General features: G+C 53.8%; 25 protein-coding genes. 19 read left to right on the forward strand and 6 right to left on the reverse strand.

Annotated elements, in window-relative coordinates; genetic code table 11:
- Positions 1-145: 145 nt before the first annotated feature.
- The 6 genes from SK3146_RS00210 (at position 146) to abc-f (ending at position 6,602) form a co-directional block, all read left to right on the forward strand.
- Positions 146-1,060, forward strand: a complete 915-nt coding sequence (locus tag SK3146_RS00210; protein ID WP_249863163.1) for a LysR family transcriptional regulator — start codon at positions 146-148, stop codon at positions 1,058-1,060.
- Between the two features lie 128 nt (positions 1,061-1,188).
- Positions 1,189-2,751, forward strand: coding sequence for a hypothetical protein (locus SK3146_RS00215; RefSeq protein ID WP_249863164.1), 1,563 nt, complete (start codon positions 1,189-1,191; stop codon positions 2,749-2,751).
- Between the two features lie 162 nt (positions 2,752-2,913).
- The gene (locus SK3146_RS00220) at positions 2,914-3,348 is read left to right on the forward strand and encodes an NUDIX hydrolase (RefSeq protein ID WP_249863165.1); all 435 of its coding nucleotides are present in this window, start codon (positions 2,914-2,916) and stop codon (positions 3,346-3,348) included.
- A 71-nt stretch (positions 3,349-3,419) separates the two neighbouring features.
- Positions 3,420-4,247 carry a sugar phosphate isomerase/epimerase family protein gene (locus tag SK3146_RS00225; RefSeq protein ID WP_249863166.1) on the forward strand — a complete coding sequence of 276 codons (828 nt, stop codon included), beginning with the start codon at positions 3,420-3,422 and terminating at the stop codon, positions 4,245-4,247.
- A gap of 100 nt (positions 4,248-4,347) precedes the next feature.
- Complete coding sequence (locus SK3146_RS00230; RefSeq protein WP_249863167.1) at positions 4,348-4,500, forward strand: hypothetical protein; 153 nt, start codon at positions 4,348-4,350, stop codon at positions 4,498-4,500.
- 215 nt (positions 4,501-4,715) lie between these two features.
- Positions 4,716-6,602, forward strand: a complete 1,887-nt coding sequence (abc-f, locus tag SK3146_RS00235; protein ID WP_249863168.1) for a ribosomal protection-like ABC-F family protein — start codon at positions 4,716-4,718, stop codon at positions 6,600-6,602.
- Between the two features lie 154 nt (positions 6,603-6,756).
- Here abc-f and SK3146_RS00240 read toward each other — a convergent pair whose 3' ends face one another.
- Positions 6,757-7,587 carry a polysaccharide deacetylase family protein gene (locus SK3146_RS00240; RefSeq protein WP_249863169.1) on the reverse strand — a complete coding sequence of 277 codons (831 nt, stop codon included), beginning with the start codon at positions 7,585-7,587 and terminating at the stop codon, positions 6,757-6,759.
- A gap of 140 nt (positions 7,588-7,727) precedes the next feature.
- On the opposite strand from SK3146_RS00240, the gene SK3146_RS00245 reads away from it, so the two are divergent.
- Positions 7,728-8,402 carry a YoaK family protein gene (locus tag SK3146_RS00245; RefSeq protein ID WP_249866535.1) on the forward strand — a complete coding sequence of 225 codons (675 nt, stop codon included), beginning with the start codon at positions 7,728-7,730 and terminating at the stop codon, positions 8,400-8,402.
- A gap of 64 nt (positions 8,403-8,466) precedes the next feature.
- Here the strand turns inward: SK3146_RS00245 and SK3146_RS00250 are convergent, their stop codons facing one another.
- Together SK3146_RS00250 and SK3146_RS00255 are read right to left on the reverse strand one after the other, a co-directional pair.
- Entirely contained in the window at positions 8,467-9,180 is a 714-nt protein-coding gene (locus tag SK3146_RS00250; protein WP_249863170.1) for a response regulator transcription factor, read from the reverse strand.
- Between the two features lie 91 nt (positions 9,181-9,271).
- Entirely contained in the window at positions 9,272-9,526 is a 255-nt protein-coding gene (locus SK3146_RS00255) for a hypothetical protein (RefSeq protein ID WP_249863171.1), read from the reverse strand.
- Between SK3146_RS00255 and SK3146_RS00260 the strand changes: the two genes are divergently transcribed.
- Positions 9,519-9,752, forward strand: a complete 234-nt coding sequence (locus SK3146_RS00260; RefSeq protein WP_249863172.1) for a hypothetical protein — start codon at positions 9,519-9,521, stop codon at positions 9,750-9,752. The two genes, SK3146_RS00255 and SK3146_RS00260, sit on opposite strands and share 8 nt — an antisense overlap.
- A 195-nt stretch (positions 9,753-9,947) precedes the next feature.
- On the opposite strand, the gene SK3146_RS00265 is transcribed toward SK3146_RS00260, so the two are convergent.
- The 3 genes from SK3146_RS00265 to SK3146_RS00275 form a co-directional block, all read right to left on the reverse strand.
- Positions 9,948-10,895: a helix-turn-helix transcriptional regulator gene (locus SK3146_RS00265; RefSeq protein WP_249863173.1), complete on the reverse strand. Its 948-nt coding sequence runs from the start codon at positions 10,893-10,895 to the stop codon at positions 9,948-9,950.
- A gap of 21 nt (positions 10,896-10,916) precedes the next feature.
- Positions 10,917-11,954, reverse strand: coding sequence for a HoxN/HupN/NixA family nickel/cobalt transporter (locus tag SK3146_RS00270; RefSeq protein WP_249863174.1), 1,038 nt, complete (start codon positions 11,952-11,954; stop codon positions 10,917-10,919).
- A gap of 297 nt (positions 11,955-12,251) precedes the next feature.
- On the reverse strand, positions 12,252-12,755 hold the full coding sequence (locus SK3146_RS00275) for a GAF domain-containing protein (RefSeq protein ID WP_249863175.1): 504 nt from the start codon (positions 12,753-12,755) through the stop codon (positions 12,252-12,254).
- A gap of 197 nt (positions 12,756-12,952) precedes the next feature.
- Between SK3146_RS00275 and SK3146_RS00280 the strand changes: the two genes are divergently transcribed.
- The 11 genes from SK3146_RS00280 to SK3146_RS00330 all read left to right on the forward strand — a co-directional run bounded on the left by SK3146_RS00280 (position 12,953) and on the right by SK3146_RS00330 (position 25,358).
- Positions 12,953-13,789 carry an amino acid ABC transporter substrate-binding protein gene (locus tag SK3146_RS00280; protein WP_249863176.1) on the forward strand — a complete coding sequence of 279 codons (837 nt, stop codon included), beginning with the start codon at positions 12,953-12,955 and terminating at the stop codon, positions 13,787-13,789.
- Positions 13,790-13,801: 12 nt separating this feature from the next.
- A complete protein-coding gene (locus tag SK3146_RS00285; protein WP_249863177.1) occupies positions 13,802-14,470 on the forward strand; it encodes an amino acid ABC transporter permease in 669 nt (222 codons plus the stop codon).
- A 14-nt stretch (positions 14,471-14,484) separates the two neighbouring features.
- A complete protein-coding gene (locus tag SK3146_RS00290; RefSeq protein ID WP_249863178.1) occupies positions 14,485-15,234 on the forward strand; it encodes an amino acid ABC transporter ATP-binding protein in 750 nt (249 codons plus the stop codon).
- 296 nt (positions 15,235-15,530) lie between these two features.
- Positions 15,531-16,031 carry a hypothetical protein gene (locus tag SK3146_RS00295; protein WP_249863179.1) on the forward strand — a complete coding sequence of 167 codons (501 nt, stop codon included), beginning with the start codon at positions 15,531-15,533 and terminating at the stop codon, positions 16,029-16,031.
- 80 nt (positions 16,032-16,111) lie between these two features.
- Positions 16,112-17,413 carry an IS1380 family transposase gene (locus SK3146_RS00300; RefSeq protein ID WP_249860363.1) on the forward strand — a complete coding sequence of 434 codons (1,302 nt, stop codon included), beginning with the start codon at positions 16,112-16,114 and terminating at the stop codon, positions 17,411-17,413.
- A 195-nt stretch (positions 17,414-17,608) separates the two neighbouring features.
- The gene (locus SK3146_RS00305; protein ID WP_249863180.1) at positions 17,609-18,427 is read left to right on the forward strand and encodes an extracellular solute-binding protein; all 819 of its coding nucleotides are present in this window, start codon (positions 17,609-17,611) and stop codon (positions 18,425-18,427) included.
- Between the two features lie 173 nt (positions 18,428-18,600).
- A complete protein-coding gene (locus tag SK3146_RS00310) occupies positions 18,601-19,437 on the forward strand; it encodes a prohibitin family protein (protein WP_249863181.1) in 837 nt (278 codons plus the stop codon).
- Positions 19,438-19,760: 323 nt separating this feature from the next.
- Entirely contained in the window at positions 19,761-20,957 is a 1,197-nt protein-coding gene (locus tag SK3146_RS00315) for a GTP-binding protein (protein ID WP_249863182.1), read from the forward strand.
- Positions 20,958-20,981: 24 nt separating this feature from the next.
- Positions 20,982-21,131 (forward strand): 50S ribosomal protein L33, encoded by a 150-nt coding sequence (rpmG, locus tag SK3146_RS00320; protein WP_249863183.1) that lies wholly within the window; start codon positions 20,982-20,984, stop codon positions 21,129-21,131.
- Positions 21,132-21,710: 579 nt separating this feature from the next.
- Positions 21,711-22,829: a slipin family protein gene (locus tag SK3146_RS00325; RefSeq protein ID WP_249866536.1), complete on the forward strand. Its 1,119-nt coding sequence runs from the start codon at positions 21,711-21,713 to the stop codon at positions 22,827-22,829.
- A gap of 351 nt (positions 22,830-23,180) precedes the next feature.
- Positions 23,181-25,358, forward strand: a complete 2,178-nt coding sequence (locus tag SK3146_RS00330) for a helix-turn-helix domain-containing protein (RefSeq protein ID WP_249863184.1) — start codon at positions 23,181-23,183, stop codon at positions 25,356-25,358.
- Positions 25,359-25,637 lie beyond the last annotated feature (279 nt).

Here is a 25,637-nt window from a genome sequence, read left to right on the forward strand (position 1 = left end):
CAGCGTTCCTCCAAACCGTGTAACGTGTTGTCATATCCTCCCACTATTAAATCACGTCTGATAATGATGCGTCTAATGTATTAAACTCAATATAATCATGATATTATGTAATGACTATATTGCGGGATAAGGAAGTGCAAATGCCGTGGAATGGCAGCAGATCGAATATTTTCAAGTTGTCGCGCAAATGCAGCATTTTACGAGGGCGGCGGAGCGGCTAGCCGTGTCCCAATCGACTCTAAGTCGTTCGATTGCCAAGCTGGAGGAGGAGCTTGGGGTGCCTCTATTTGAGCGCGTCGGCAGGGGCGTGACGCTCAATCCGTACGGGGAGCTGTTTTATAAACGAACGTCGCGCGTACTGCAGGACCTGGAAGAAGCCAAGCAGGAGATATGGGATTTGCTCAAACCGGATTACGGAACGCTGTCTTTCGCTTTTTTGAAATCGCTGGGCGGATTTGAAGTTCCGCAGCTCGTCAGCCGCTTTCTCGCCGAGCATCCTCACGTTCAATTTCAGCTGTATCAAAAATCGTCCAGCGAAATGATGGAGCAGCTGCTCAGCGGCGAGATCGATTACTGCTTGTCTTCCATGACGGAGGAACGCCCCGACATTGAATGGGAATACCTGTGGAGCGAGGAGCTGTACGTCTATGTCGCAAGGAGCCATCCTCTGGCGCTGCGCGAAAGCATCGCTCTTCATGAAATTGCCGGCGAACGCATCGTCGCCCTGAAGAAAGGATACGGGACGAGGACGATTTTCGAGGAGCTATTCAGGGAAGCCGGTTTGCCGCCGAATATTACGTTCGAGGGAGAGGACCCCGTTACGGTCATCGGGTTTGTTGCCGCGGGACTCGGCGTAGCCTTGCTGCCGCAGCTCAAGCGGGTCGATACGTCCGAGGTCGTCTTGCTGCAGGTGAAGGAACCGGCTTGCCGGAGAAGCATCGGCATCGCCTGGAACGCGAGGAAGTATTTAAGTCCTGTAGCCAAGCAGTTTTACGGGTTTCTGGTCGGGTATTACCGGGAAGGCGGCGGGGCGGGCTTGGGCCGAAAAGAAACTTTTTAGCAAGGAACGGCGTCTATAGTTTGGCAGTGATACCTCCTGCGCGAGCTTGACCGCCGTCTCGCCGTACCGCAATGACCGGCCGCCGGAGATTCGTGCAAGTTCAAAATACATATGGAGGATGTGAGAGAGTGAAACGATGGTTATCCGCATGGCTTGTATGCATGATGCTTCTGCCGTTATTTCCGGCAAATTCCCATGCGGCCGCAGGGGAAGTGCAGGTTCGCATCGCCGCTTTCCCGATTCAGGTCAACGGGCAGCTTATTAACAACCGGCAGTCGGAATATCCGTTCCTGGTCTATAACGACGTTACCTACGTCCCGCTCAACTGGGATACGGTTCAGGAGCTGGAGCTTCGTCTTGACTGGAGCCCAGAGGAAGGGTTGCAGCTGTATAGAAGCTGCTGCACGAACAGGGAGTGGGAGATTTCCGCTCTGGATAAGGCCCCTTATAAACCTGTTCTGACGGCGAGCAACGCGCTGAATCGTTCTTATACCGCCAATGTCAGCACTTATCCGATCCAGGTTTATGGACAACAGGTTAACAATGCGGAGGCGCCGTACCCTTTCCTGGAGTTTCGCAATATTACTTACTTGCCGCTGACTTGGGATTATGCGCACCGCCGGCTGATGATGGATTTGCAGTGGAGCGCAGAGGGCGGCTTGGCCGTGTGGAGCGGGCAGGATCAGGTATTAGGGCAAATCCGGTACGACGATGACGAGGCGCTGTACATAGACGCTCAGGCTGCGGAAGATTCGCCGCTAGCGATGGTGAAGGTCGCCAAGTCGATGAGCGAGGCGCCAGTCTGGCTGAGCCCGGAGCAGGCGGATGCGATCCGGCGGCAGGCCGAAGAAGCTGCCGGGCAGCGCAGTCGCGGAGGCAAGGAAGTGCCTGTTGAGCGTGACGGGGATATGCTGGCGTATCAAGGAATGCCTCTCGCGAAGCTGCGCGATACGGAGACAGGGGAGCTGGGAGGAACTCAGCTTGAGGCGAAAGGGTATTTGTACGAAATTGACGACAAGCGCCGGCTTCTCGGCGTCTATACCTATTACCCGATCGCCAAGATCGGGCCGGCGCCGGGAGCCCGTTACCAATTGTTTTCGATCATCAACGGCAAAGCGAGTGCGATTGAGCAGTTTCCTTTTTTACCGGAGCTGGTGTCCCTGAACCCGGACGGCACCGTCTGGATAGCGCGGGATCGGCTGCCGTTCAGAGATTTATACTATGCCGGTTCCGGCCTGCTGGCCCTTATGGACCGGGAGGGCGAGGTAAGAGTGGCCAATGATGTCTGGAACGAGCAGGATGTGTCTCCTCTCGGACTAGACAGCCCGTCGGCGGAGCCGGTGGACGGCAGCGGCAAGCTGCTGGTTCGCTTGTACGGCAAACCGCTTAATACGGAGCAGGAAGCGGCTATGAGGAACGGGAATTATCCGGTCGACCCGACTTCGGGGAGACATCCGTTAGAGCTTCCGGCCGCAGCGGGGGAAACGGACGGATTGTATGAAGCGGGAGCGGACTTCACGCTAAAGAAATTGTCGGCGGCGCCCGATTCCAGCGATGATCTGCACATGTATAAAGACAAGCAAGGCGATCTGTATACGATCGGCCGATACAGCAATGCGCTGACGAATTGGAGCCGCAACGAGCAGCGGACGTGGACCGATCTGGAGCTTTTGCAGAGTACGACGAAATAACCGCCTTTCTGGGAAAGCCTGAGCGATCAGGCTTTTTTTGTATTGGAAGCCCGCTAAAGCAGTCGTCTCCCGGCTTTACGAATTTCCAAAGTAAAATAAAGGAAAACGAAGCTGCGCACCGAATACGTAAATAAAATATCGTATTGGAGGGGAGGAACGGAGTTGAAAAGAATCGATGTCGCTTCCGCGCAAGTGTTCAACGATAAGGGGCAGCTGCTGCTGGTAAAAAATGTTCGCGGAGCTTCGTCGTACTGGGGGCTTCCCGGCGGCGCGGTGGAGGCGGGAGAAACGCTGGAGCAAGCCTGTATCCGCGAGGTTCAGGAGGAGACGGGCTACACGGTCGGGCTGGTTGGCTTAAGCTCGCTAAGGGAGATGTTCTTTACGGAAGCGGGGCATCATGCTCTTATTGCGACGTTCTTTGCCGAAATCGTCGGCGGTTCGCTTCAGATCCAGGACCCCGACGGCGATATAGCGGAAGTCAGATGGGTCGATCTTCCGACCGCACGGGAGCTTATGCCGGAATTTGCGGAGCGGTTGAGGCTGAGCGAGGCTGACGGCAAGACTCCGGCTTTTTACTCGTTCGAGGGCGCGCTATAAACCGGGCGCCGCGGAACGGTTACATGAATGCGGCGAGGCGATATTGATCCTATTTGGGGGAGGCGTGGACGATGTCATATTTATCTGTCAGTACGTGGAGCTTGCATCGGCTGCTTGGTCCGCTTCGGTGGACGGTTTGGGATGAGGAGGCGGGATCGCATCGTACCCGCGAGCAGGAACAGCCGCAGGTTCTGACTTTGCTGGAGCTGCCGGCCGAAGCGGGGGCGAGGGGTTATAAAGCGGTCGAGATTTGTCATTTTCATTTCCCTTCGACGGATAGCGCTTACCTGCAGCTGCTGCGCAATCGGTTCGAAACGGCCGGAGTGTCGTTCGATACGCTGCTGCTCGATTACGGAGATTTATCGACGCGGGACGAGAAGAGACGCGAAGCGGATTATCGCCTCGTTCAAGAATGGATCGAAGTGGCTGCTCAAGCCGGCGCGAAGCAGATTCGCGTCATCGCCGGGGATGCTTCGCCCGAGGATAAGGAAGCGCTGTATCGTTCGGCGGCGAGCTTGTCGGAGCTGCACGAGTATGCGGCCAAACGCGGTGTAAGCGTCATAACGGAAAACTTCAAGCCGCTCATGTCCCGCGCGGACAACTGCCTGGAGCTTCTGGATCGGACGAATCATCAGGTTCGCATGATTACGGATTTCGGCAATTTCGCAGCTCCCGCCAAATACGGCGAGTTCGCATTGACGCTGCCTCACAGCCTCTCGGTCCATGCGAAGGCGCATTACGACGAGGCGGGCATGCCGGACGAGCCGGAATTTCGCCGCTGCCTGGATACGCTGCATGCGGCCGGCTATAACGGTTCCGTCGTACTGATCTATGACGGTCCGGGCGATATGTGGGAAGGACTCGCGCGGATTCAGAGAATCGTCGAGCCTTATTTGTAGCTTCTGAATATGGCGGTTGTGGAATCCTTTTCCATATGCTATAGTACTATTTATACGTCATTCCACATTTCAATCGTTTATCGATAAAGGAGGTGTCAACATGCTGCAAGTTGCCTTAAGTAGTCAGTGGTCCCATTATTGGGTGCATCTAACTACGATCGTATTTCGCTCCGCCATCGGCGGGAGAGGTCTGTCTTTTTACGGCGACTGCAGCATTTTGACCCATATAGAGCGTACGGTGAGACCGGTATAATCCATGCCGGCCACGGTAAGGTTTCTACGGCTAACGAAAGCCGCGGGTAAAAGGTTGCCTTTTGCCCTGCGGCTTTTTTGTCGTTGTCGGGAAACGAGGGACGGCGCTGTCTTACCGGTAACCGGGGACATGCCGATCGTAAACCCGTACGCCCATTATCGACCTATCGAATGAAAGAGAGAGTGATGACCATGATCATCTGCGCTTTAGATAAAATGAACAAAGGCTGGGGAGGAGCCCCGGTCCTTCAAAATTTGACGGTAGAAATTCACGAAGGCGACCGAATTGGATTGGTAGGGCCTAACGGCTGCGGCAAAACGACGGTGTTAAAGCTCATAGCCGGTCTGGAACCGCCGGATAGCGGCGCCATTCATTGCAGGAAGGGAGCCCGTACGGCGCTGCTGGCGCAAATACCGGACTACGGTGCGGACACGACGGCGGAAGAAGTGCTTCAGAAAGCATTCGCAGACCTGCTGCTAATGCGCGAGCGGATGACGGAGCTGGAAGCCGGAATGGCCGATGCCGCATTTACGGACAGAAGGCTGAAGGAGTACGGTGAGCTGCAGGACCGGTTTGCCGAGATGGGCGGGTATGAGATGGAGGCCCGAATGCTGCGGGTGGCCGGCGGTCTCGGCTTGACGGCTTTACTTGGGCAACCGTTCAGCAGCTTAAGCGGCGGGGAGCGCACGAAGGTATGTTTGGCCAATATTTTGCTGAGGGAGCCGGACCTGCTGCTCCTGGATGAGCCGACCAATCATCTCGATCTTCAAGCGCTTGAATGGCTGGAGGGCCATTTGCGGGATTACCGGGGGAGCGTGGTGATCGTGTCCCATGATCGTTACTTCCTCGACCGTGTCGCCGGCAAAATCATCGATTTGGAAGGCGGCTCAGGCGAAGTGTATCACGGGAACTATTCTTACTTCGTAGTGGAGAAGGAGCGCCGGCTGCTGGCGGAATTCGCGGCTTTTCAAGAGCAGCAGAAGAAGATCAGGAAGATGGAGGAAGCGATAAAGCGATTGCGGATATGGGCGGCGCAGGCGGATAACCCGAAGATGTTCAAGCGGGCGGCAGCGATGCAAAAAGCGCTGGACAGGATGGATAAGCTCGACCGCCCCATGCTTGAGCGCAAGAAGATCGGGCTGTCTTTCCAGGCGGGAGAACGCAGCGGGAACGACGTGATCACGCTTAAAGACGTGAAAATGTCCGTAAGAGCGGGGCAGGCGCCGGGTTCAAGCGAGGCAGCCGCATCTCGGGTGTTGTATTCCTCGGTGAATATGCTGGTCCGCTATCGCGAATTTGCTGCGATTGTAGGCGATAACGGAAGCGGCAAATCGACGCTGCTCAAGATGATTGCCGAAGGGCTCGCGCCGGATCAAGGCACCGTACAATTAGGAAGTCAGGTCAAGCTCGGCTATTTGGCCCAGCAGGACGGATTCGTGAATGACGAGATGACGATCTTGGACGCCTTCCGCGACGCCGTGATGGTAGAAGAAGGGGAGGCGCGCCATCTGCTTGCCAAGTTTCTCTTTTACGGTGCGGCCGTTTTCCGTAAGGTCAAAGCTCTGAGCGGCGGCGAGAGGATGAGATTGCGGCTCGCTCAGCTGATGTATCAGGACGTCAACGTGCTGATGCTGGACGAACCGACCAACCATCTGGATATTGACGCCAGAGAGGCGCTCGAAGATACGCTCGCTCAATTCGAGGGGACGATCCTCTGCGTGTCGCACGACCGCTATTTGCTAAACAAGCTGTTCCCGATTACGTATTGGATCGAGCGGGGGGAGCTTGCGCGCTATGAAGGGTTTTACGATGAAGCCAGGAAGAAACGCGACGAGCTTCGGTCCTCCGCTACGATCGGGCGCGCCGAACCGGCCAAGCCTGCGCGAAAGCAAGAGATCGCCACCGCCGCAGCGGAGAGCATCCGCCAGACGGAGAAACAGTTAGCCAAGCTGGAAGCGGAAATTGCAGCGGTGGAACGCAAAATTGCGGTGCTGGATAGCGTGATGCTGCAAGAGAACATTCCGGAAAAGTTGACGGAGATGTACAACGAGAAGCTGCTGCTAGAGGCGGAACGGGAAATATTGTATCAACGAATGGAATAAATGTGGTAAAATCAGGGAGGCAGGGGATGAGAGGCATTGGAAAAAATTTGAATCGGATGACACAGACGAAGGCTGCTTCCAAGGGAACTTGGAGTGGCATAAGCCCGGGGCGCAGCAGGCCTTCGTCTGGTCATTCGGATAATCGTGGTTCGGTTTAAGGAACAAGGTTGGAGACAGTCACCATTTCATACCCGTGCTCCTTTAAATAATGGATAAGCTGAGGGAGCGCTTTGACGGTATTGCTCAAGTTGCCGTTTTTCCCGCCGGCGGAATGCTGCAAAATGATCGCGCCGGGCTTGAGCTCTTTTTTGAACGTCTCCATAATTTTCTCGCTGGTGTAGCCCTGCCAGTCTCTTGTGTCCACCGACCAGAATATAAGCTTGTGATTGGATTCGGCGTGATCGACGACTTGCTTGGATATCGCTCCGTAGGGAGGGCGCAGCAGCGTTGAAGGCCGACCGGTAAAGCCTTGAATGACGGCATCCGTTTTATCTATTTCATCCTTTAATTGCTGTTCGTCCATCTTGGTCAGATCCTGATGATCCCAGGAATGGTTGCCGACTTCATGGCCGTTTTCCACGATGCGCTTCATGACATCCTTGTGTGCGGACGCATGTTCTCCGGTGACGAAGAAGGTCGCGACGACTTGTTCCCTTTTCAAAATGTCGAGAATTTGGTTCGTAAATTTGGCGTCGGGTCCGTCGTCGAAGGTGAGCGCTACTTTTTTCTCGGAACGCGGTCCCGAATAGATGACATGCTCCTTGACGTTAAAGGCTGCGGCAGCCGGTTCTTGGCCGGAAGCGAGCGGTACTGCCGGATTGCCGCCGATATTGCTTCCGTTGGCATTAGCGGAGACAGGGTTGATTACGGTTGAAACGGGCGCCGTCTGATCGGTTCCCTGGGCTGAATCCTGCGCTGCGGGTTTCGCTCCGCATCCGGCCACTACCATAATGATGAGTGCGAGTGCAAACATTTTCCGATACATGTCGATCCTTCTTTCTACATTTCGTATCATCATTATAATAGATTCATAGATTTTTGTCGTTCGAAAAGAGAAAATGTCGAAAATAAAATAGCGGGAAAAGGAGTGGATGCGCCGTGACCCCGGCTACTTGTCGGAATGTGATGATCATTCTGCTTTGTTTAACCTCCGGCATTGTCGATGTGATCGGATACTTAAGCCTCGGGCATGTATTTACGGCCAATATGACGGGGAATATCGTATTGCTCGGACTGGCCATAGGCCATGAGGAGGGATTTGCCGTGCTTCGGTCGCTTGCGGCGCTGCTGGGCTTTATTGCAGGCACGGCCGCGGCCGCCGTTATCGTGGGAAGAAACAAGACCAAATCGTTTTGGCCCCGGGAGGTCACGCTCGCGCTTGGCATCGAAGGGCTGATATTGCTCGGATTCGCGCTGCTGTCAAGAGCGGAGGCTTCCGATACGATGGTGTATGCGCTCATTATTCTGCTGAGCGTAGCGATGGGAATGCAGACTACCGCCGCACGTCGTCTGGGAATTGCCGGCATCTCGACGACGGTGTTAACGAATAACTTGGCCAATGTAGTCGAGGATGTCATGAGCAAGGCAAGAGCATGGCTGCGCAAAGATAAGGCTTCCGGCTTCAGCCTCGATTCGGCGCTAAGACTGCTGGCTATCGTCATTTATGGCTTGGGCGCGATCGTCGGCTCCATTGCGGAAACCTCGCATCCGCTTGCGATCATCTGGGTTCCTATCCTGATTGTGGCGGGTATCGTAGCCGTGTCCGCTTCATTGTTCCGCAGCGCGGAAACCTCTTCGTGAATCGGTAAAATGGCAAAGAAGCTTCCTGGCGCCGCCGGGAGGCTTCTTTCATCTTTCAGCCTGTTCAATAACACTGTGCGTCAAACCGGTACCCAATCCCCCACACGGTATGGATAAATGAAGGGGACGAAGGCGCGGCGATATTTATTTTTTCCCGGATTCGTTTGACATGCGTGTCCACCGTCCGGTAATCCCCGTATGTCTCGTGATTCCAAATTTCTTTAAACAACGTTTCACGGGATAACGATCTGCCTTCATTCCTTGCGAAAAAACGAAGCAGCTCATACTCTTTAAGCGTTAACGGGACAGTATGTCCATCTACCGTTACTCGCCGGGCGTCATGATCGATCACGAGCCGGGGGTAAATGAAGCGGTCCGCCGAGGCCCGTTCCCGGACGGAATGACCGTTTTTCGTGCGCTTCAAAATCGCGTGGATTCGGCACAGAAGCTCTCTCGGGCTGAACGGCTTGGAGACGTAATCGTCGGCCCCGGCCTCAAATCCTTGCAGCCGGTCCGTTTCCTCTCCCCTCGAGGTAAGCATAATGACAGGCGTCGATTTCATGCTTTTGAGCATTTGGCATACATCCAATCCGCTTAAGCCAGGCATCATCCAATCGAGCAGCACCACATCGTAATCTTGGGTCAAAGCCAGATTCAAGGCTTGCTGCCCGTCCCCAGTCTCTTCTACGGCTGCGCCGTCCTTCTCCAAATACATACGAACCAGCCGGGCGATGCGCTCTTCATCGTCGGCGACCAATACGGTGTAGGATCGGTCCATGCTGCGTAATCCCTCCTTCACCTCTAATTGTAGGCCTGGAGAGGAGGGATTGTCATGACTGCCTGGTGTCATTTTACCGTCAGTTTCGTGGCTAAACGATGGCTCCTTTGTGACGAACAGATGAAGTCCGGGGCGCCAGCACTTCGATCCTGGCTAGATTCTCATGCTGTCTGATGCGAACTTGACGGAAGCCCAGCTGAATCAGGAAATCTTTGGCCTGAGCGATCATTGACAGCTTCGCCGCCGTGATCGCTTCTCCGTACGGAATGCACAAACCATTTTCTAAACCGAGCTGGCCGAGATGCTGCAAATTATGAAGTATAACGAGCAGGGAAAACTTGTACATAGCGGATTTTACTGCGGCGATGACCGACGGCGGAGAACTTATTATTATCGGCCCGGGGCTTAAACGCTTCGGGGAGCAGGACAGCGTAGACCGAATCATCCGCAAGTACGGATATGCGGGTACTTCTCGCGTGCTGGAGCAGTGGAGGGAGAACGAAGACTTGCAGGATTCGACTCATGCTACGGTTCATCTGATTCACGGCGATAAAGCTCTTTCCTCCGGATAAACTGAAAAACGGTTTTAACGTATTGGATAACGGGGAAGAGATTTATTTATTCTATCCCTTCAATAATTAGTTTGAAAAATGCCGCTGCATACAACGGCTCCCGATTCATCGAAGGTTTATGCCAGACGCCGACATGTCCATCTCTTTTAACCCTCTTGCCTCCGATTATATAAAAACGCTACTGACAACAGCGTGTCAGTAGCGTTTCAACATATTTTCGGCTTCTTCACGAATGCGATTTCGCAACGATTCTGGCTCTAATACGGTTACATCCGCTCCCCAGCCAAGTACCCAGGACAGCAATTCTTCCTGCCGACGAACGCGCAAGATCGCATGCAGCCCATCCGGCTGTTCTGTCATGCTTTCCATATAATGATAGTTGGATTCCTTTACCTTATCCGCTATGTCATCGTTAAATCGAAGGCGAACTTGCAAGTTCCGATCATCTGGGGGCGCGTACTCTCTTAGATTAAAATGAGAGGGCAGCTCGAACCGGTCTTCCGAATCGATAAGCTCCGTCATACGGGACAAGCGGAAATGGCGAATGCTTTGGCGCAGATCGCAATGGGCCACGAGCATCCACGACCCTTGAACGAGCGCCAGCCCGTAGGGAGCAACGGTACGAGCGCTATGGCGTTGGCCGTTGGAATCCGCATGTCGTTTTGTATAATGAAAGCTGATCTTTCGCTGGTCCAATATCGCCTTCCGGATCGTTCCGAGATGCTCCGTTTCTTTGGTCGGTGCGATCCGTTTATCGGACGGGAGCAGGCGCATCGATTTGCTTACGCGAGCGGTTTCATTGCGGACGTTCTCCGGCAGAATGGCTTCGATCTTACTGCGAGCGGCTTGAGCCTTGACACGATAGTCATGATCAAATCGCTGTTCGATAAAATCGGTGCCGATAAGTAAAGTCACGGCTTCTTCTACCGTGAAGCTGATTGGCGGCAGGAAATAGCCTTCCATCAAGGAATATCCCGTTCCGGGCGTTCCTACGATCGGTACGCCCGCTTCGCTTAATGCCTGAATGTCACGGTAGATGGTCCGCACGCTGGTTTCGAATAGGTTCGCCAAATCTTCGGCTTTTACTACATCTCTGCGCTGCAGCTCCAGCACGACGGCTAACATACGGTCGGATTTATTCATTGGCGCTCCCCTTACAACCTATCATGGTGTGGCTTGATCGCTACGCGTGTAACGCTGCTCAACCTTCATCACCTTCCAGACGGTTACGGAAACGATCCACGCCAGAAGGAACAGGGCGACCAGCAAATAGCCGAAGTCCCCGAAATCCAGCTCGTTGATCCATAAGAAGAAAGACCCTTCCAATTGCAGCTTGTCGCTCAATACTTGGATCAGCTCGACCATGCCTATGATTAACGCCGCTATGACGGACACGGTGGTTACGGTGACATTGTAATACAGCTTTTTGATCGGCGAAGTAAAAGCCCAGCGGTACGCCTTGGTCATGAACATGCCGTCCGCAGTGTCCATCAGGCTCATCCCGGCGGCGAACAGAAGCGGCAGCGCAATAATTCCGAACACGGGAATAGACGTTTTGGCCGCGCTGGCGGAAATGGCGAGCAGCCCGATTTCCGTCGCCGTATCGAAGCCGAGACCGAATAAGAAGCCTAGCGGATACACATGCCAACTGCGGTTAATAAGCCGGAACATGGGCTTCAGCAGGCGCGAGAAAAGTCCGCGGGAGTCCAGCATGTCTTCGAGCTGCTCGTTATGGATTCCGGTCGAGCGCAGCTTGCGGAATACTTGATACAAATTGAGCAGAATAACCAGATTGATCAAGCCGATGATGACGAGAAAAGCCCCGGACACCGTCGTGCCGATGATGCCTCCGACCTCCTGCATGACCGGCATTCGGTCCTGCAGCCATTTGATGGACAGCGCAATCGCCAGCACCATCAGGAACACGACGGAGGAATGCCCCAGCGAGAAATAAAATCCGACACCTAGCGGATTTCGCTTTTGCTGGATAAGCTTGCGCACCGTATTGTCGATAGCGGCGATATGGTCGACGTCGAAAGCATGGCGCAAACCGAAAGTATAGGCTAATAATCCGAGGCTCCAGAAAGCCGGGTCCGTTCGGGCCGCCGACACCAATCCGACGATGCCTACGGCATGGAGGACTAGGATGACGGCGAAATAACCGCCCCAGGATGATCTGATGGCCCAAAGGTTCTTAAACATACTTGCTCCTCCTTCATTGCAGCACCGTTTGTGACTTTAATGATGTAAACTATTATCACACGTGTTACTTCCATAACAAATAGTAGCACAAATTCCGGAAATGTATAGTCCTTTTACGAAAAAAAACTCAACGGAGGAGCGGAGGAGGATTGCGCCTGTATTCAGGCAGTTGTGCGATAGAAGAGGGGAGATTCGGCGGCGTACCGAGACGTCGATGGGCCGCCGGTTAGGCGCGCATGCAATAAGCCAAGTCGGCTCCTATCAAGACAAGAAGGACTTGGCTTATGGTCGTTTCATTTATAACGGCGGCGTTTTTTCGAGCTGCAAATGCGCGGCCAGCTCCTCGGCGAACGCTTCAAGACCGCGCTGATCCGCTTCGTCGAACCGGCTCGGCAGCGGACTGTCAATATCCAGTACGCCCAGCAGCTGTCCCTGCTTAATAATCGGAACGACGATTTCGGAACGCGATGCGGCATCGCAGGCGATGTGCCCTGGAAATGCATGCACATCGTCCACGCGCATCGTCTCCATCCGCTGGGCCGACGTTCCGCAGACGCCTTTTCCGAGCGGAATCCGGACGCAGGCAGGGAGGCCTTGAAACGGGCCTAACACGAGCTCCTGATGCTTTAATATGTAGAAACCTACCCAGTTTACATCGCTAAGAAATTGATGAAGCAGCGCCGAAGCGTTGGCCAGATTGGCGATCCGGTCGGTTTCTCCTTCCAGTAAAGCGGCAAGCTGCCGCACCACCGATTCGTAGCGTGCTTCCTTCGTGCCTGTATAGCTTTCAGCCTTAAACATGATGCATCCCTCCGATAGATCCGTAAACCGTTTCTGAAGTCAGCTATTATATACGCCAGAACGGAATGTGACTTTACTATAGGATTGGCGGCGTTGGTTTGTCAAGAAATGCAGCGCTCATAAATAATATTCGGCAGAACAAGCCAATAATAGGAATTAGAACTGGAAAATGGATTTCTACGGAGGTTGAACAAAGAATGAGACAACGGCTTTGCTTGATTATCGGCTTGACGCTCGCATTGGGGCTGCTTGGCGCCTGCGGCAAAAAGGAAGCGATCCCGCCCGAAGCGGCGCCGACCCCGTCGCCGTCCGGCGGCGCCTCGGCAAGCCAAGGCGCATTGGCCGCCATCAAGAGCAGCGGGAAAATCCGTTTCGGAACGGAGGGCACTTATTCGCCGTTCAGCTTCCACGATAAGGACGGCAAGCTGACGGGCTTCGATGTGGAAGTCGCTCAGGAGGTGGCATCGCGGCTCGGCGTTCAGCCGGAATTTATTGAAACCAAATGGGACGGCATGGTCGCCGGGCTGGATGCCAAACGATTTGACGCCATTGTGAATGAAGTATCGATCAATGAGGATCGTAAAGCCAAATACGACTTTTCCGACCCGTATATCGTATCCAAAGCCGTTCTGATCGTGAAGGCGGACAACCAGAGCATCACGAAGCTGGCCGATTTGAAAGGGAAGAAGTCGGGGCAGTCGCTGACCAGTAATTTGCGCGCCATTGCGGAATCGAACGGCGCTTCCATTGTCCAAGTGGACGGCTTCAACCAAGCGGTCGATCTGCTGCTGTCGAACCGGATCGATGCGACGGTTAACGACAGCTTGTCTTATCTCGATTTGAAGAAGCAGAAGCCGGATGTGCAGATCAAGGTCGTCGATGAAACGAAGGACGCTTCCGAGAGCGCCATAATGTTCAATAAAGGCAATGAGGATTTGGTCGGGGCGGTCAATAAAGCGTTGGCGGATATGAAAAGCGACGGCGCTTATTTGAACATATCGCAAAAATATTTCGGGCAAGACGTTTCCAAGTAGAGGAAGACGAAGATGAGCGACAGATCCGTTCACATCGTTCTCGATTCGTTTCTTCCGCTGCTGCAGGCCGGCATCGCCTACACGGTTCCGCTCACGCTGATTTCGTTTGCGCTCGGCATCGCGCTGGCGTTCGTCACTGCGCTCGTCCGGATTATCGGAAAGGGGCCGCTGGACTGGCTGGCGCGGTTTTATGTGTGGATCATAAGGGGGACGCCTTTATTGGTCCAGCTTTTCATCATATTTTACGGCTTGCCGTCCATCGGTCTCACGATTGATGCGTTCACAGCGGCGGTCATCGGATTTTCGATCAGCGTAGGGGCATACGGCTCGGAAATTTTCCGGGCGGCGATCCGCTCGATTCAGAAGGGGCAATGGGAGGCCGCCTATTCCATCGGAATGACCCGCTGGCAGGCGCTGCGCAGAGTGATCGTGCCCCAAGCGATCCGGGTGTCGATTCCGCCGCTGTCCAATTCATTCATCAGCCTGGTCAAGGATACGTCTCTCGCCGCTACCGTGACCGTAACGGAGCTGTTCCAGAAAGCGCAGCAAATTACGGCGGTCGTCTACGAGCCGCTCCTGCTGTACTCCGAAGCGGCGGTCGTCTACCTTCTTTTCAGTACGATTTTATCGGCATTGCAAAGCAGGCTGGAGAAGCGCTACGACCGATTCGTCGCCCATTAGAAGGGAAGTCAACTATGATTGAGATCGTTAATCTAACCAAGTCGTTCGGCTCGTCCGAAGTGATCCGCGGCGTCGATTTGTCTGTGAAGCAAGGGGAGGTGCTCGTCATTATCGGCCCTTCCGGTTCCGGGAAATCGACGCTGCTGCGCTGTATCAATGTACTGGAAATTCCTACCGGCGGCAGGTTGACCGTAGGAGGAAGCTCTCTTGAATTTCAGGAGCGCAGGAAGCCGAAGCCGTCGCAATTATTGGAGATTCGCAGAAAAACCGGCATGGTCTTTCAAGCCTATCATTTATTCCCCCATCGGACGGTTTTGCAAAATGTGATGGAAGGCCCGGTTACCGTGCAGAAGAAAAAGAAGGGCGAGGCGCGCGCCGCGGCAATGACTTTATTGCAAAAGGTAGGGCTGGAGCAAAAAGCGGACAGCTATCCGCACAGTTTGTCCGGCGGACAGCAGCAGCGGGTCAGTATTGCCAGAGCTATGGCGATGGACCCGGATGTGCTGTTGTTCGACGAGCCGACATCGGCGCTTGATCCCGAACTGGTCGGGGAAGTGCTCAAGGTCATCAAGCAGTTGGCCGTCGAAGGGATGACGATGGTTATCGTCACTCATGAGATGAAGTTCGCCAGAGAAGTGGCGGATCGGGTGATCCTGCTCGCCGACGGCGTTATTGTAGAAGAAGGCCCGCCGGAGCAATTGTTCAGCCGGCCGAAGCACGAAAGAACCGTGCAATTTTTGTCTTTAACGTACAGGGAGATGTAATTGGCCCAACAACCCAAAGAATCTGACTTTAACTTGTGAAGAATGGCGGTAAGAGATAGGCGACGATGTCAGTTTGTTGAGCGATTGTTTAGTAAAAAACATTTGAATCTATAATTGACTCCTTGCTGTGCCGGATGCTATGCTTGGGCTGCATAGGTGCAGCGGACGTTCGGTAATAAGATCCGTTGTTTTGTAAGCGATTACCTATGCGCTGATCCGGAAGTTCCGATTACTAAACTTTGTATTTTGTTTAGCAGCTTCGACGGTTACAGCTTCTATTCAAAAGGAGGGTTTACATGAGGAAGTATTGGTTGAGTTCTTTAGGGTTATGCTTGCTCGCGGGATCGATGACGAGCGCCTGCTCGCAGCAGGACGGAGAATCGTCCGCCGTTGCGAAGACGGAAGCGGATCAGCCGGTGGAGCTGTTCTTTTATTCGGGAGGCGGGGATACGATGGAGGCGTTCGATGCCCGCTTCGGGGATGCCATTCGCCGGAAGTTCCCCGGCTATGACATTAAGTACATACCTGTTGACCCTAACAATCGGATTCAGCAGCTGGTTACGGCAGGACAGCGGATTGATCTGTACTATGGTTCGATCGGCGTATTCAATGAATCGATCACCGCGGGATTACAGCTGGATTTGACCGATCTTCTCAAAAAGCATAATGTGGATTTGAACGCTCTGGAGCCAACGCTGCTTGAAGCGGCCAAGACGGTTTCGGACGGCAAGCTGTACGGGCTTCCGGTGTTTAACAATATGATGGTAACCCTGAATTTCGAAAGTACGATCGTCTAAAAATATAAAAAGGGCTCCAAATCTTTGGTAGAATGGTGTTTGCGAAGACAACATCACCCAAAGAGAGGAGCACCCTTTAGATGAAGTCTACCACAGACGTCAGCAAAATCAAGAGTGAATTTTCGCTACAAAACGCCACGAGTTTCGGAGGCGTCAAAATCTTCCTGGCCTATCTTGAAAAAATCAAGCTCGCCGAGGCCATGCAGGACCTCTCCGGTGGTAAAGCGCACAACGCCATTTTCCCTGTTCATCGCATCCTGCTCTATCTCATCATTGGTTGGACGCTCGGTTGCGAGCGAATGTTTCATTTCCGCAAACTGCAGCACGATGCGCTGCTCCGTCGCTTTCTTGGCGGTCGCCTACCGCATCATAGCTTGCTGTATAAGGAGCTTGGGAGACTTGGCCGGTCGTGTCCATCACTGCCGGATGAACTGCGGAAGCTGAATCAAGGGATCATCGCACCTTGCTTGCCCCATGGCCTTATTCTCGATCTGGATTCCACGGTGGAAACGGTCTACGGCGATCAAGCCGGCGCGGCCAAGGGCACGAATCCGCACAAGCCCGGACGAAAAAGTTACCATCCACTGCTGGCCTTTGAAGGAAAATCCCGCTTGAATCTGAATGCCGTCCTGCGGCCAGGTAACACGCACTCTTCTACGAACGCCGCTGACTTTCTAAAACAAACTTTCGATCTGCTCGGCGAACGCAAAGTGAAGTATGCCCGATTTGACAAGGGCTTCGGCGGCGAAGACTTCTACCGACTTTGGGAAAGCAACAACATTGGCTATGTCGGCAAACTCAAGTGGACAAAGCGTCTGGCTAAAGAAGTTCGGGCCTGCCGCTATTGGACTCGCTATGTCGACGAAGAGTGGATCATCGAAGGCATTACCCTAATCTACAAAGCGACGTCTTGGACAAAGTCTCGGTGTATAGCGATTATTCGCAAAACCCAGGTGTTCGAACACGGCCAAGGGCGCATTGTGTTCGATGAGGACTGGCAGTATGAAGCCCTTGTAACCAATCTGGAATGGGCACCGATTGATTTGTGGCGCTTCTACAACCAGCGCTGCTGTATGGAAAACTACATTAAGGAAGCGAAGAACGGCTTTTCCATGGACCGCATCGCCACCAGCGAATTTGAAGCCAACACGCTCGACCTCCTGATTAAGCTGCTGTCCTACAACTTGTTCGAACGCTTCAAAAGCGATTGCTGCGAACCGGTACATCAGCGCTATACGATTGCCAGATTCCGCTTGGAGTTTTTTCATTGCGCAGCAACGCTCGTTCGGCACAGTCGATCAGTTGTGCTCAAGCTGATCAAGGATTTTGGCAACCAACACGCTTGGAAGCGTATCGAAGCTAAAGTGGTTCAATTAGAATGACACTTCCCAACATTTCACATGGAAAACGAAAGTGCCTCTTCACTGGGGAGGGGGCACTTATCCTCATGTGGCTAAGTCGTTCAAATCCCGCTGGCACTATCTCCATTTTTTTACTTTCAGTGAACCGCTCATCGAAATTTTCCGCCGCATTCTTATGCGCTTTCGAAATTCAGGGTAACTTATTATAATAAAGCGTTGTTCCAGCGGTTCGGCGTTCCTTTTCCTACAGACGGCATGACATGGCAGCAGACGCTGGAGCTTGCCCGAAAGCTGACGCGCAATGACGGCGGCAAGCAGTATACGGGGCTTGTCGTATCCCCGACCCATGTGCTGCGGATGAACCAGTTTTCGCTGCCGTACGTTGATCCCAAGAACGAGAGAGCGACGATTAACAGCGATTTGTGGAAAAAAATGTATGAAACTTACTACACGGAGCCGGCAAGAGATCAGGTATACAAGGATCGAATTGCGGCCTTAAATAATAAACTCCCTTACAAGGACGATTTTTTGAAGGAACAGAGCCTTGCCATGTTCGTCTATTTATCCGATCTGCAGTCCATTTTGCCTGCGGAGATGGCTAATCTGGATTGGGATATCGTATCGATGCCTGTGTTCGAGGAGCAGCCGGAGGTCGGATCGCAGCCTTATCCTACATTAATGAGCGTAACGAATATGGCGAAAAATAAGGACGCGGCGATGGAGGTTTTGAAATTCCTGGTATCGGAGGAGTATCAGACCTATGCGGCGCAAAACGCCACCGTCCCCGTCCTGCAAAGCGCCGCCGTGCAAAATGCGCTGGGTCAAAGCGCGGCCTTTAAAGATAAAAATCTTAAAGCGATTTTCTACAATAAGCTTGCTCCGTTATCGGCCAAAAGCAAGTACGATAATGCCGTCGAGAAGGCTTATACGAAGCCGCTGGTGGACATTTCGACCGGTAAGCTCGATTTGAATTCGGCGCTGCGAACCGCGGAAGAGGAAGCTAATCTTGCCATTGCTCAAGAAAAGGCGAAGTAGCGGCGCTTGAAAAAACAGGAACAACACCCGATTCGTTTCGCGCAGGCGAAGCCGACGGGTGTTGTTTATCGTTGCGTGCCCAAAAGATCGCTGGCAAGAAGCGGGAAATTGAAACATAACCTGAACATAAGCGTATTACCAAGTAACGACATAACCCAAGGGAGGTTGACTTCATGGATGCAGAAGTAAGCAAAAGCCCGAAACGAACGAATATCAGCTTCGTTATTTCCAGCCTGCTGATAGCTTTTATCGTCGTCGTCGCCGGTTTGAATAGCTTTGCTTCCGTACAATACGGACATGTGGGACTGTACAAAACGTTCGGCAAGCTCAACGACGAGATTCTCGGACCGGGCATACATCTGAAGATGCCGTTCGTACAGACGGTCATTCAAGTCAATACGCAGGTCACGAAAGCGGAAACCGATACCTCGGCCTCATCCAAAGATTTGCAGCCCGTATCGACTCATGTCGCGGTAAACTATTCGGTGAATAAGGAAGCGGCGTTTAATCTGATGAACAATATCGGCGGTTCCTTCGATACGGTCATTATTTCTCCGGCCATTCAGGAAATCGTCAAAGAAGTGACGGCCCGATACCCGGCCGAAGATTTGATCGCCAAGCGCGACGTCGTCGCAGGGGAAATCAGCGACCATTTGACTAAGCGGCTTGCCAAGTACGATCTCATCGTCAACGACATCAACATCGTCAATTTCAAATTTTCCGATGCGTTCAATCAATCGATCGAAGCGAAGCAGGTTGCCCAGCAGCAGGCGCTTAAGGCGGAGAACGACCTGAAGCGGATCGAGATCGAAGCGAAGCAGAAGGTGGCTCAAGCACAGGCGGAGGCCGAAGCCTTGAAGCTGAAGAAGCAGGAGATTACGCCGGATCTGGTCCAATTGAAGCAGATCGAGGTTCAGGAGAAGGCGCTTGAGAAGTGGGACGGCCGCCTCCCGACCGTAACCGGCGGAGCGACGCCGTTCATAGACCTGGATTCTCTTGGGAATAAATAGGAGGGCGGCGGAATTCGGGCAAATCCCGCCGCCATCGGCAGCTTCAATGCAATGACGCCTCTGAAGCGCAGGCGTGAGGCTGCTCCGTCATCAATATTCGGCGGAGCAGCTTTTTCATTGTTAAGCTTCAGAGCATCACGTCGCTTTTGGGGAATTGTTCAGTCCGGCCGACAGGCGACGGCATGCAGCAATCGGTGAATGCCAAGCGGCGAATTTTTCCCGGTAAAGCCGAGGCTTTTTAATCATGCAGAGAGGGGACTTTTCAAATGAGCAGGATTCTGTTATTATTTAATAGTAATAATTACTATTAGAGAGGTGCGTAAATGGCAACGCAAGCGCTAAGCGACAAAATTCCCGTAACGGTATTGAGCGGTTACTTGGGCGCAGGCAAGACGACGGTTTTGAATCATGTGCTTCATAACCGTCAAGGGCTTAAGGTGGCGGTTATCGTGAACGATCTGAGCGAGGTCAATATCGACGCCGGGTTAGTACGCGACGGGGGAGGACTCAGCCGGACGGAAGAGAAGCTGGTGGAGATGTCGAACGGCTGCATTTGCTGCACGCTGCGCGACGATCTGCTGGAGGAAGTCGAACGGCTGGCCAAGGAAAAGCGGTTTGATTATATTTTGATCGAATCGACCGGAATCGGCGAGCCGCTGCCCGTCGCCCAGACGTTTACGTATGTGGATGAAGAGAACGGGATCGACTTATCCCGACTAACCCGGCTCGATTGTATGGTCACAGTCGTCGACGCCTATCATTTCTGGCATGATTACCTCACCCGCGAAAGCTTGAAGGACCGCGGGCAGGAAGCGGGAGAAGGCGATACGCGAAGCGTCGTTCACCTGCTGATCGATCAGATCGAATTTTGCGATGTGCTGATCGTCAACAAATGCGACATGGTGTCCGAGGAGGAGCTGGAAAAGCTGGAGACGGCGCTGCGCGGGCTGCAGCCTAAGGCCAAGCTAATCCGTGCCGTGAACGGAAACGTCGATCCGAAGGAGATACTGAACACGCGCCGCTTCAACTTCGAGGAAGCAAGCCGCTCGGCCGGCTGGATTCAGGAGCTGCAGAAGGAACATACCCCGGAGACCGAGGAATACGGCATCGCCTCCTTCGTCTATACGCGCAAAATCCCGTTCCATCCGAAGCGGCTGCTGAAATGGCTTTCGCGATGGCCCGCGTCCGTCGTTCGTTCCAAAGGCTTGATGTGGATTGCGACGCGCAACAAGACCGCCATTTCTTTCAGCCAAGCCGGCGTATCCCGGCAGCTGGCGCCCGCCGGTGTGTGGGTAGCGGCGTTAACCGAGAAGGAGAGGCGCGCCTATTTCGGCAGAGAGGTTCCCAAATCGGCGGATTGGGACGAGACGTGGGGCGATCGGGTGACGAAGCTGGTTTTTATCGGGGTGAATATGAACCGGGACGACATCATCCGGACGTTGGACGAGGCGCTGCTGACGCCGGAGGAGATGAACGGCAATTGGAGCAAGCTTGAAGATCCGCTCCCGGCCTTTCGTTAATTACATAAAAGGAGATGAATGATCATGAGAGTAACTGTAACGCTGGCTTGCACGGAAACGGGAGACCGCAATTATACGACGACGAAGAATAAGAAGACGCATCCGAGCCGATTGGAATTGAAGAAATACTGCCCGCGCTTGAAACGGCACACTTTGCATCGGGAAACCCGCTAATATCGATATACAACGCAACGAATCCGCTTTTGTGCCAAAAGCGGATTTTTTTGCGCGTCAAGGACCGGCACATTGTAATACTTCCGCCATGTTCGTCAAGCCCCGCATCGGCGATAATAGCATTTGTAAGCAACGGCGAAGGCCATGTTCTTACAATTTGAAGTGCGAGGGGCAGAGGCACCAGGGCTTGGATTTCAGACAATCCGGCAGTGCTTGCGTCAGGTTGACGCCGGTATGCTGTGCGCTCTTGCCGCCGTGCTTCCTGCTGATGAAGGGGTTCAACTCTTATTGAAAACGTTAAACAGTGACCGGCACAGGGAATCTCTCATGGCTTAGACAGCATACTGCGTGTAAGGCTATGCAATCCGTGGATACCGGATCGGGGACCGTGCGGACGGCGGATGATCGGCGGCAGGCTGGCGGCAGCGGGAGCAAGTTCGGCCCGCTCGCCCGGCCTCCATGCATCCGGTTGCTCAAAGCCCAGGCGTCCCCGTCCTTAAACGGGATTCCGCCCGAACGCGCGGTGAGATTCCTATGTTCAGGTCGACTAAGGAGGATGTCATGAATTTGAAAAAATGGATGTGGACGACGATAACGGTTCAAAACGACGAACGCGGTTTGCTGTTTCGCGACGGAAGCTATATTAAGCCACTAATGCCCGGTACCTACCGGCTGTCGCCTTTTTCCAAAGAGCGGGTAACGATTCTCGGCGTAACGAAGCCGTTCGCCGTTCCGGGCAAGGATGTGCGGCTGTTTCTGCACGACAGCCTTCTGCTGGAGGAGCTGGATATCGTCCAAGTAGCCGATCATGAATATGTGCTTCATTACGAGGACGGCAATTTCGCCGGTCTGCTGACGGCGGGCACTTACGCGTTCTGGAATGTGCTGAGGAAGCATGAGTATATTCGCGTCGATACGCGTGCGCCCGAGCTGCCGGATACGATAGAAGCATCGATTTTGCCGAAGCTGTCCGCTTACTATCAAGTGTTCGAGGTCGCAAGCCACGAGACGGGCGCCTTATTTTATAACAACCGGATGATACGGGAGCTTGCGCCAGGCAAATATTATTTCTGGAAAGGGCCGGTATCCGTGCAGGTTCAGACCGTCGACCTCCGCCAGCAGCAGATGGATATGACCGGACAGGAGATAATGACCGAGGATAAAGTGACCTTGCGGCTTAATTTCGTATGCCAATACCGGATCGTAGATCCGCTGCGCGTGCTGCAGATCAAGTCGTTTCAGGAACAGCTGTACATTCAGCTGCAGCTGATTTTGCGCGAATATGTAGGCAGCTTGAAGCTGGACGATCTGCTGAAGATGAAGCAGGAGATCGCCGCTTACGTGCTGACGCGTTTGAACGGCAAGAGCGAGGAGTACGGAGTCCAGTTTATGTCCGCCGGGCTTAAGGATATTGTGCTTCCCGGTGATATTAAGGATATTTTGAACACGGTGCTTCTGGCGGAGAAGAAAGCGCAGGCGAACCTGATTACGCGCCGGGAGGAGATCGCTTCTACCCGCAGCCTGCTGAATACGGCGAAGCTGATGGACGAGAATCAGACGCTGTTTAGGCTGAAGGAGCTTGAATTTCTGGAAAAAATTTGCGACAAGATCGGGAGCATTTCGCTGACGGGGGGAGGCAACTTACTGGAGCAATTAAACTCGCTGCTGGGTGAAAAGACCCCTGGAAAAGGCGCATGAAAAACGCCGGGCGACGGTTTTTCAAAGATGTCCGGACCGCGTTAAAAAGGATCGAGAGCCGTAGACGGCCGTCTATGGCTTTTTGGCATGGAGAACAAGCTGCGGCGCATCAGGGAAGAAACGCTATTTCTTTTCACCGTTCGCCAAAAAACAAGCCGCAATTCGACTGACTTTTACATAACGTTTTTTTATGATGAAATGTAAGCGCAATCTATGCAGGGTCGGGTGATCGAATTGAATGTCAAAAAGCTGCTGCTAATGCCCTCCGGGGTATTTAGGCGATTTCTTGTATCCTATGTTTTGATTCTTCTCATTCCTTTGTGCACGGGGCTCATCTCGTACTTGACTTCGGTGAATATCATCAAAGCGAATGCGTTCGAAGCGTCGGACATGATGCTGAACCAGAGCAAGGATGTGCTCGAGCATCGGATGAAGGAAGTGGAGGCGTTCGCCAGGCAGGTTGCGTTGAACCAAAATTTGAATTACTTGCTGAGCGAGACGAGCCCGGACCCGGCGCAGCAAAACATTTACGGCATGTGGAAGGCGTGGAGGGACCTTGCGCCCTACAGCTTGACCAATAATTTCATGCTGGACTTCTACATCTATTTAAACGATTCGAAAATTATCGTCTCCGCGGACGGCGCCTACGTTCGTCCGGACGATTATTATGAGCTGCACCGGCTGGACGGCTGGACGTTCGAGCGGTGGCGCGATACGTATTTGCAAAAGGCGCAAAATCGGACCGTGCTGCCTTCGCACGCATACAGCCGCGCCGGGCGCGATATGCATGTCATTACTTATTTGCAATCGCTGACGCTTGAAAGCGCGGCGTCGACGAAAGGCACGCTGGTCGTTCATATCGACGAGAATCAGATCAACAGCCTGCTGCGCAGCATTACGGATCAATACGGCGGCTGGGCGTATATCGTCGACCGCGACGGCCGGAGCATCACATCGCTGGGGCTGGATGCTGCGCAATCGGAGCGCCCGAAGTATGCGAGCGGGCAATATATCGAGCGCGATCATCTGATCATCGCCGCCTTATCCGATTATAACGGCTGGACGTATGTCGTCGGCTTGCCGCAGCATATCGTGATGAAAAAAGCGATCTATATCGAGAAGATTACGCTGCTGCTCGTCGTCCCGACGCTGCTCTTCGGCCTGTTGATCGCCTTGTTGTTTGCGTACCGCAACAGCGCGCCGATCATCGCCCTGTTTTCGTCGATCCGCGAGCATATAGGCCAGGGCGCTTATTACGGCAAGAACGAGTACGACTCGCTGCAGGGCAATATATTCAGCCTGATTTCCCAGACGAAAGCGATGCAGGATGAGCTGCAGCAGCACTTGCCTTTGCTGAGAGAGGCCAGCTTGAAGAGGCTGGTGCGCGGGGAGTTCGCCTCGGTGCAAGAGGCGTCGGCGGCGATGACGCAGACCGGTGTCGAGCTTCAGGGCGAATTCGGTTATGTGTGCATCGTCCGCATCCAAGGCTACGAGCGGGTGGACAGCGCGGAGACGATGAAGGAGCTGCACGGGGCGCGGCTGCTGATCCGGCGCATGCTGCTGCAGCTTGGCCGCAATGAAACGGTCGTTACGGATTTGGATTCGGATAAGCTGGCCGTGCTGCTGACGTATCCGCAGGAGCCGGACGAGCGGACGGCCGGGCGGGTGGAAAGCCTGTTCGATTCGCTCGCCCGGACGTTAAAGGCCGAGTTTCGCATCTGCGCAGCCGTCTCGATCGGGGGGATGTTCCGGCGGTTGGCTGACATTAGCCGTTCCTACGACGAAGCCAGAGAGACGCTGGACTGTGCGGTATTCGCCGAAGGGGGGAGTACGAGGTGGTTCCGGCAGATGATTCCGAACGCGAATACCTACTATTATCCGATCGATCTGGAGCTGCGGCTTATGAATGCCGTCAAGGCAGGGGAAGAGAGCGAGGTCGAAAGATTGCTGGAGCAAATGTTTACGCAAAATTTCGGCGAGCGCAGCTTGTCCGCGGAGATGGCGCAGCAGCTTGTGTACGAGCTGCAGGGAACATTGTTCAAGCTGCTGGAGCAGCCGGTGCAGCGCAGCGGCCCGGAAGCGGAACAGCTGAAGGCGAAGATCGAAAGCGTCCATCATACGGCTCATATGGAGCAGCGCAAGGAGCGCTTGCAGCAGCTGTTCCTTGAGTTATGCCATCAAGTCATTCGGCGGAAAACCGACGGGGAGGAAGAGCTGCAGCATAACATCATGGAGTTTCTGCACAGTCATTACGACGACGCCGATTTGAACTTGTCCCGGATCGCCGACCGGCTCGGGGTTCCGGAGAAAACCGTCTCCCAGGTATTCAAGGAACAGACGGGGGAGAATCTTTCGGACTATTTGGAGAGCATTCGCATGAAAACGGCGGGGGATTTGCTGCTTGGCAGCGAGCTGACGATCGACGAAATCGCCGCCAAGGTCGGGTACAACTCCGCGCACGCCTTCCGCAGAGCGTTCAAGCGCGTTTCGGGAGTGTCTCCAAGCATGTATCGCAGTTCGCTGGGGTAAGGGGGCGAGCAGCGTCTCGGCTTGTCCGCTTATCTGATATCCGCCCGTAGAAGCTCTACCGATAGCGGCGGCCCGAAGGCTGCCGCGGACGACGTCGAAGTCAACAATAGCGGCCGATTGCGCGGAAAACCGCGCCCGTCAGCCCATTGCCGGCAGGAGCGGTTCGCCATGAACGGCTCCTTTCGCTTGGTCCGGCACGCCTGTTGTACCCTCAGGACGCAAGTGTACCCTGCGCCGCAGAGAAGCTGTACCCTACGGCCTCAAGTGTACCTTTACAGC

Origin of the sequence: Paenibacillus konkukensis (assembly GCF_023523925.1) — a bacterium.
Lineage (GTDB): Bacteria > Bacillota > Bacilli > Paenibacillales > NBRC-103111 > Paenibacillus_S > Paenibacillus_S doosanensis.

Excerpts from the sequence above, each read along its gene's own strand:
- SK3146_RS00230 (WP_249863167.1), top strand. The coding sequence starts at position 4,348 with ATGCTGCAAGTTGCCTTAAGTAGTCAGTGGTCCCATTATTGGGTGCAT.
- SK3146_RS00265 (WP_249863173.1), bottom strand. The coding sequence starts at position 10,895 with ATGAATAAATCCGACCGTATGTTAGCCGTCGTGCTGGAGCTGCAGCGC.
- SK3146_RS00225 (WP_249863166.1), top strand. The coding sequence starts at position 3,420 with ATGTCATATTTATCTGTCAGTACGTGGAGCTTGCATCGGCTGCTTGGT.
- SK3146_RS00270 (WP_249863174.1), bottom strand. The coding sequence starts at position 11,954 with ATGTTTAAGAACCTTTGGGCCATCAGATCATCCTGGGGCGGTTATTTC.
- SK3146_RS00275 (WP_249863175.1), bottom strand. The coding sequence starts at position 12,755 with ATGTTTAAGGCTGAAAGCTATACAGGCACGAAGGAAGCACGCTACGAA.
- SK3146_RS00300 (WP_249860363.1), top strand. The coding sequence starts at position 16,112 with ATGAAGTCTACCACAGACGTCAGCAAAATCAAGAGTGAATTTTCGCTA.
- SK3146_RS00285 (WP_249863177.1), top strand. The coding sequence starts at position 13,802 with ATGAGCGACAGATCCGTTCACATCGTTCTCGATTCGTTTCTTCCGCTG.
- SK3146_RS00290 (WP_249863178.1), top strand. The coding sequence starts at position 14,485 with ATGATTGAGATCGTTAATCTAACCAAGTCGTTCGGCTCGTCCGAAGTG.
- SK3146_RS00280 (WP_249863176.1), top strand. The coding sequence starts at position 12,953 with ATGAGACAACGGCTTTGCTTGATTATCGGCTTGACGCTCGCATTGGGG.
- SK3146_RS00325 (WP_249866536.1), top strand. The coding sequence starts at position 21,711 with ATGTGGACGACGATAACGGTTCAAAACGACGAACGCGGTTTGCTGTTT.
- SK3146_RS00295 (WP_249863179.1), top strand. The coding sequence starts at position 15,531 with ATGAGGAAGTATTGGTTGAGTTCTTTAGGGTTATGCTTGCTCGCGGGA.
- SK3146_RS00245 (WP_249866535.1), top strand. The coding sequence starts at position 7,728 with ATGATCATTCTGCTTTGTTTAACCTCCGGCATTGTCGATGTGATCGGA.
- abc-f (WP_249863168.1), top strand. The coding sequence starts at position 4,716 with ATGAACAAAGGCTGGGGAGGAGCCCCGGTCCTTCAAAATTTGACGGTA.
- SK3146_RS00310 (WP_249863181.1), top strand. The coding sequence starts at position 18,601 with ATGGATGCAGAAGTAAGCAAAAGCCCGAAACGAACGAATATCAGCTTC.
- SK3146_RS00255 (WP_249863171.1), bottom strand. The coding sequence starts at position 9,526 with ATGTACAAGTTTTCCCTGCTCGTTATACTTCATAATTTGCAGCATCTC.
- SK3146_RS00315 (WP_249863182.1), top strand. The coding sequence starts at position 19,761 with ATGGCAACGCAAGCGCTAAGCGACAAAATTCCCGTAACGGTATTGAGC.
- rpmG (WP_249863183.1), top strand. The coding sequence starts at position 20,982 with ATGAGAGTAACTGTAACGCTGGCTTGCACGGAAACGGGAGACCGCAAT.
- SK3146_RS00250 (WP_249863170.1), bottom strand. The coding sequence starts at position 9,180 with ATGGACCGATCCTACACCGTATTGGTCGCCGACGATGAAGAGCGCATC.
- SK3146_RS00240 (WP_249863169.1), bottom strand. The coding sequence starts at position 7,587 with ATGTATCGGAAAATGTTTGCACTCGCACTCATCATTATGGTAGTGGCC.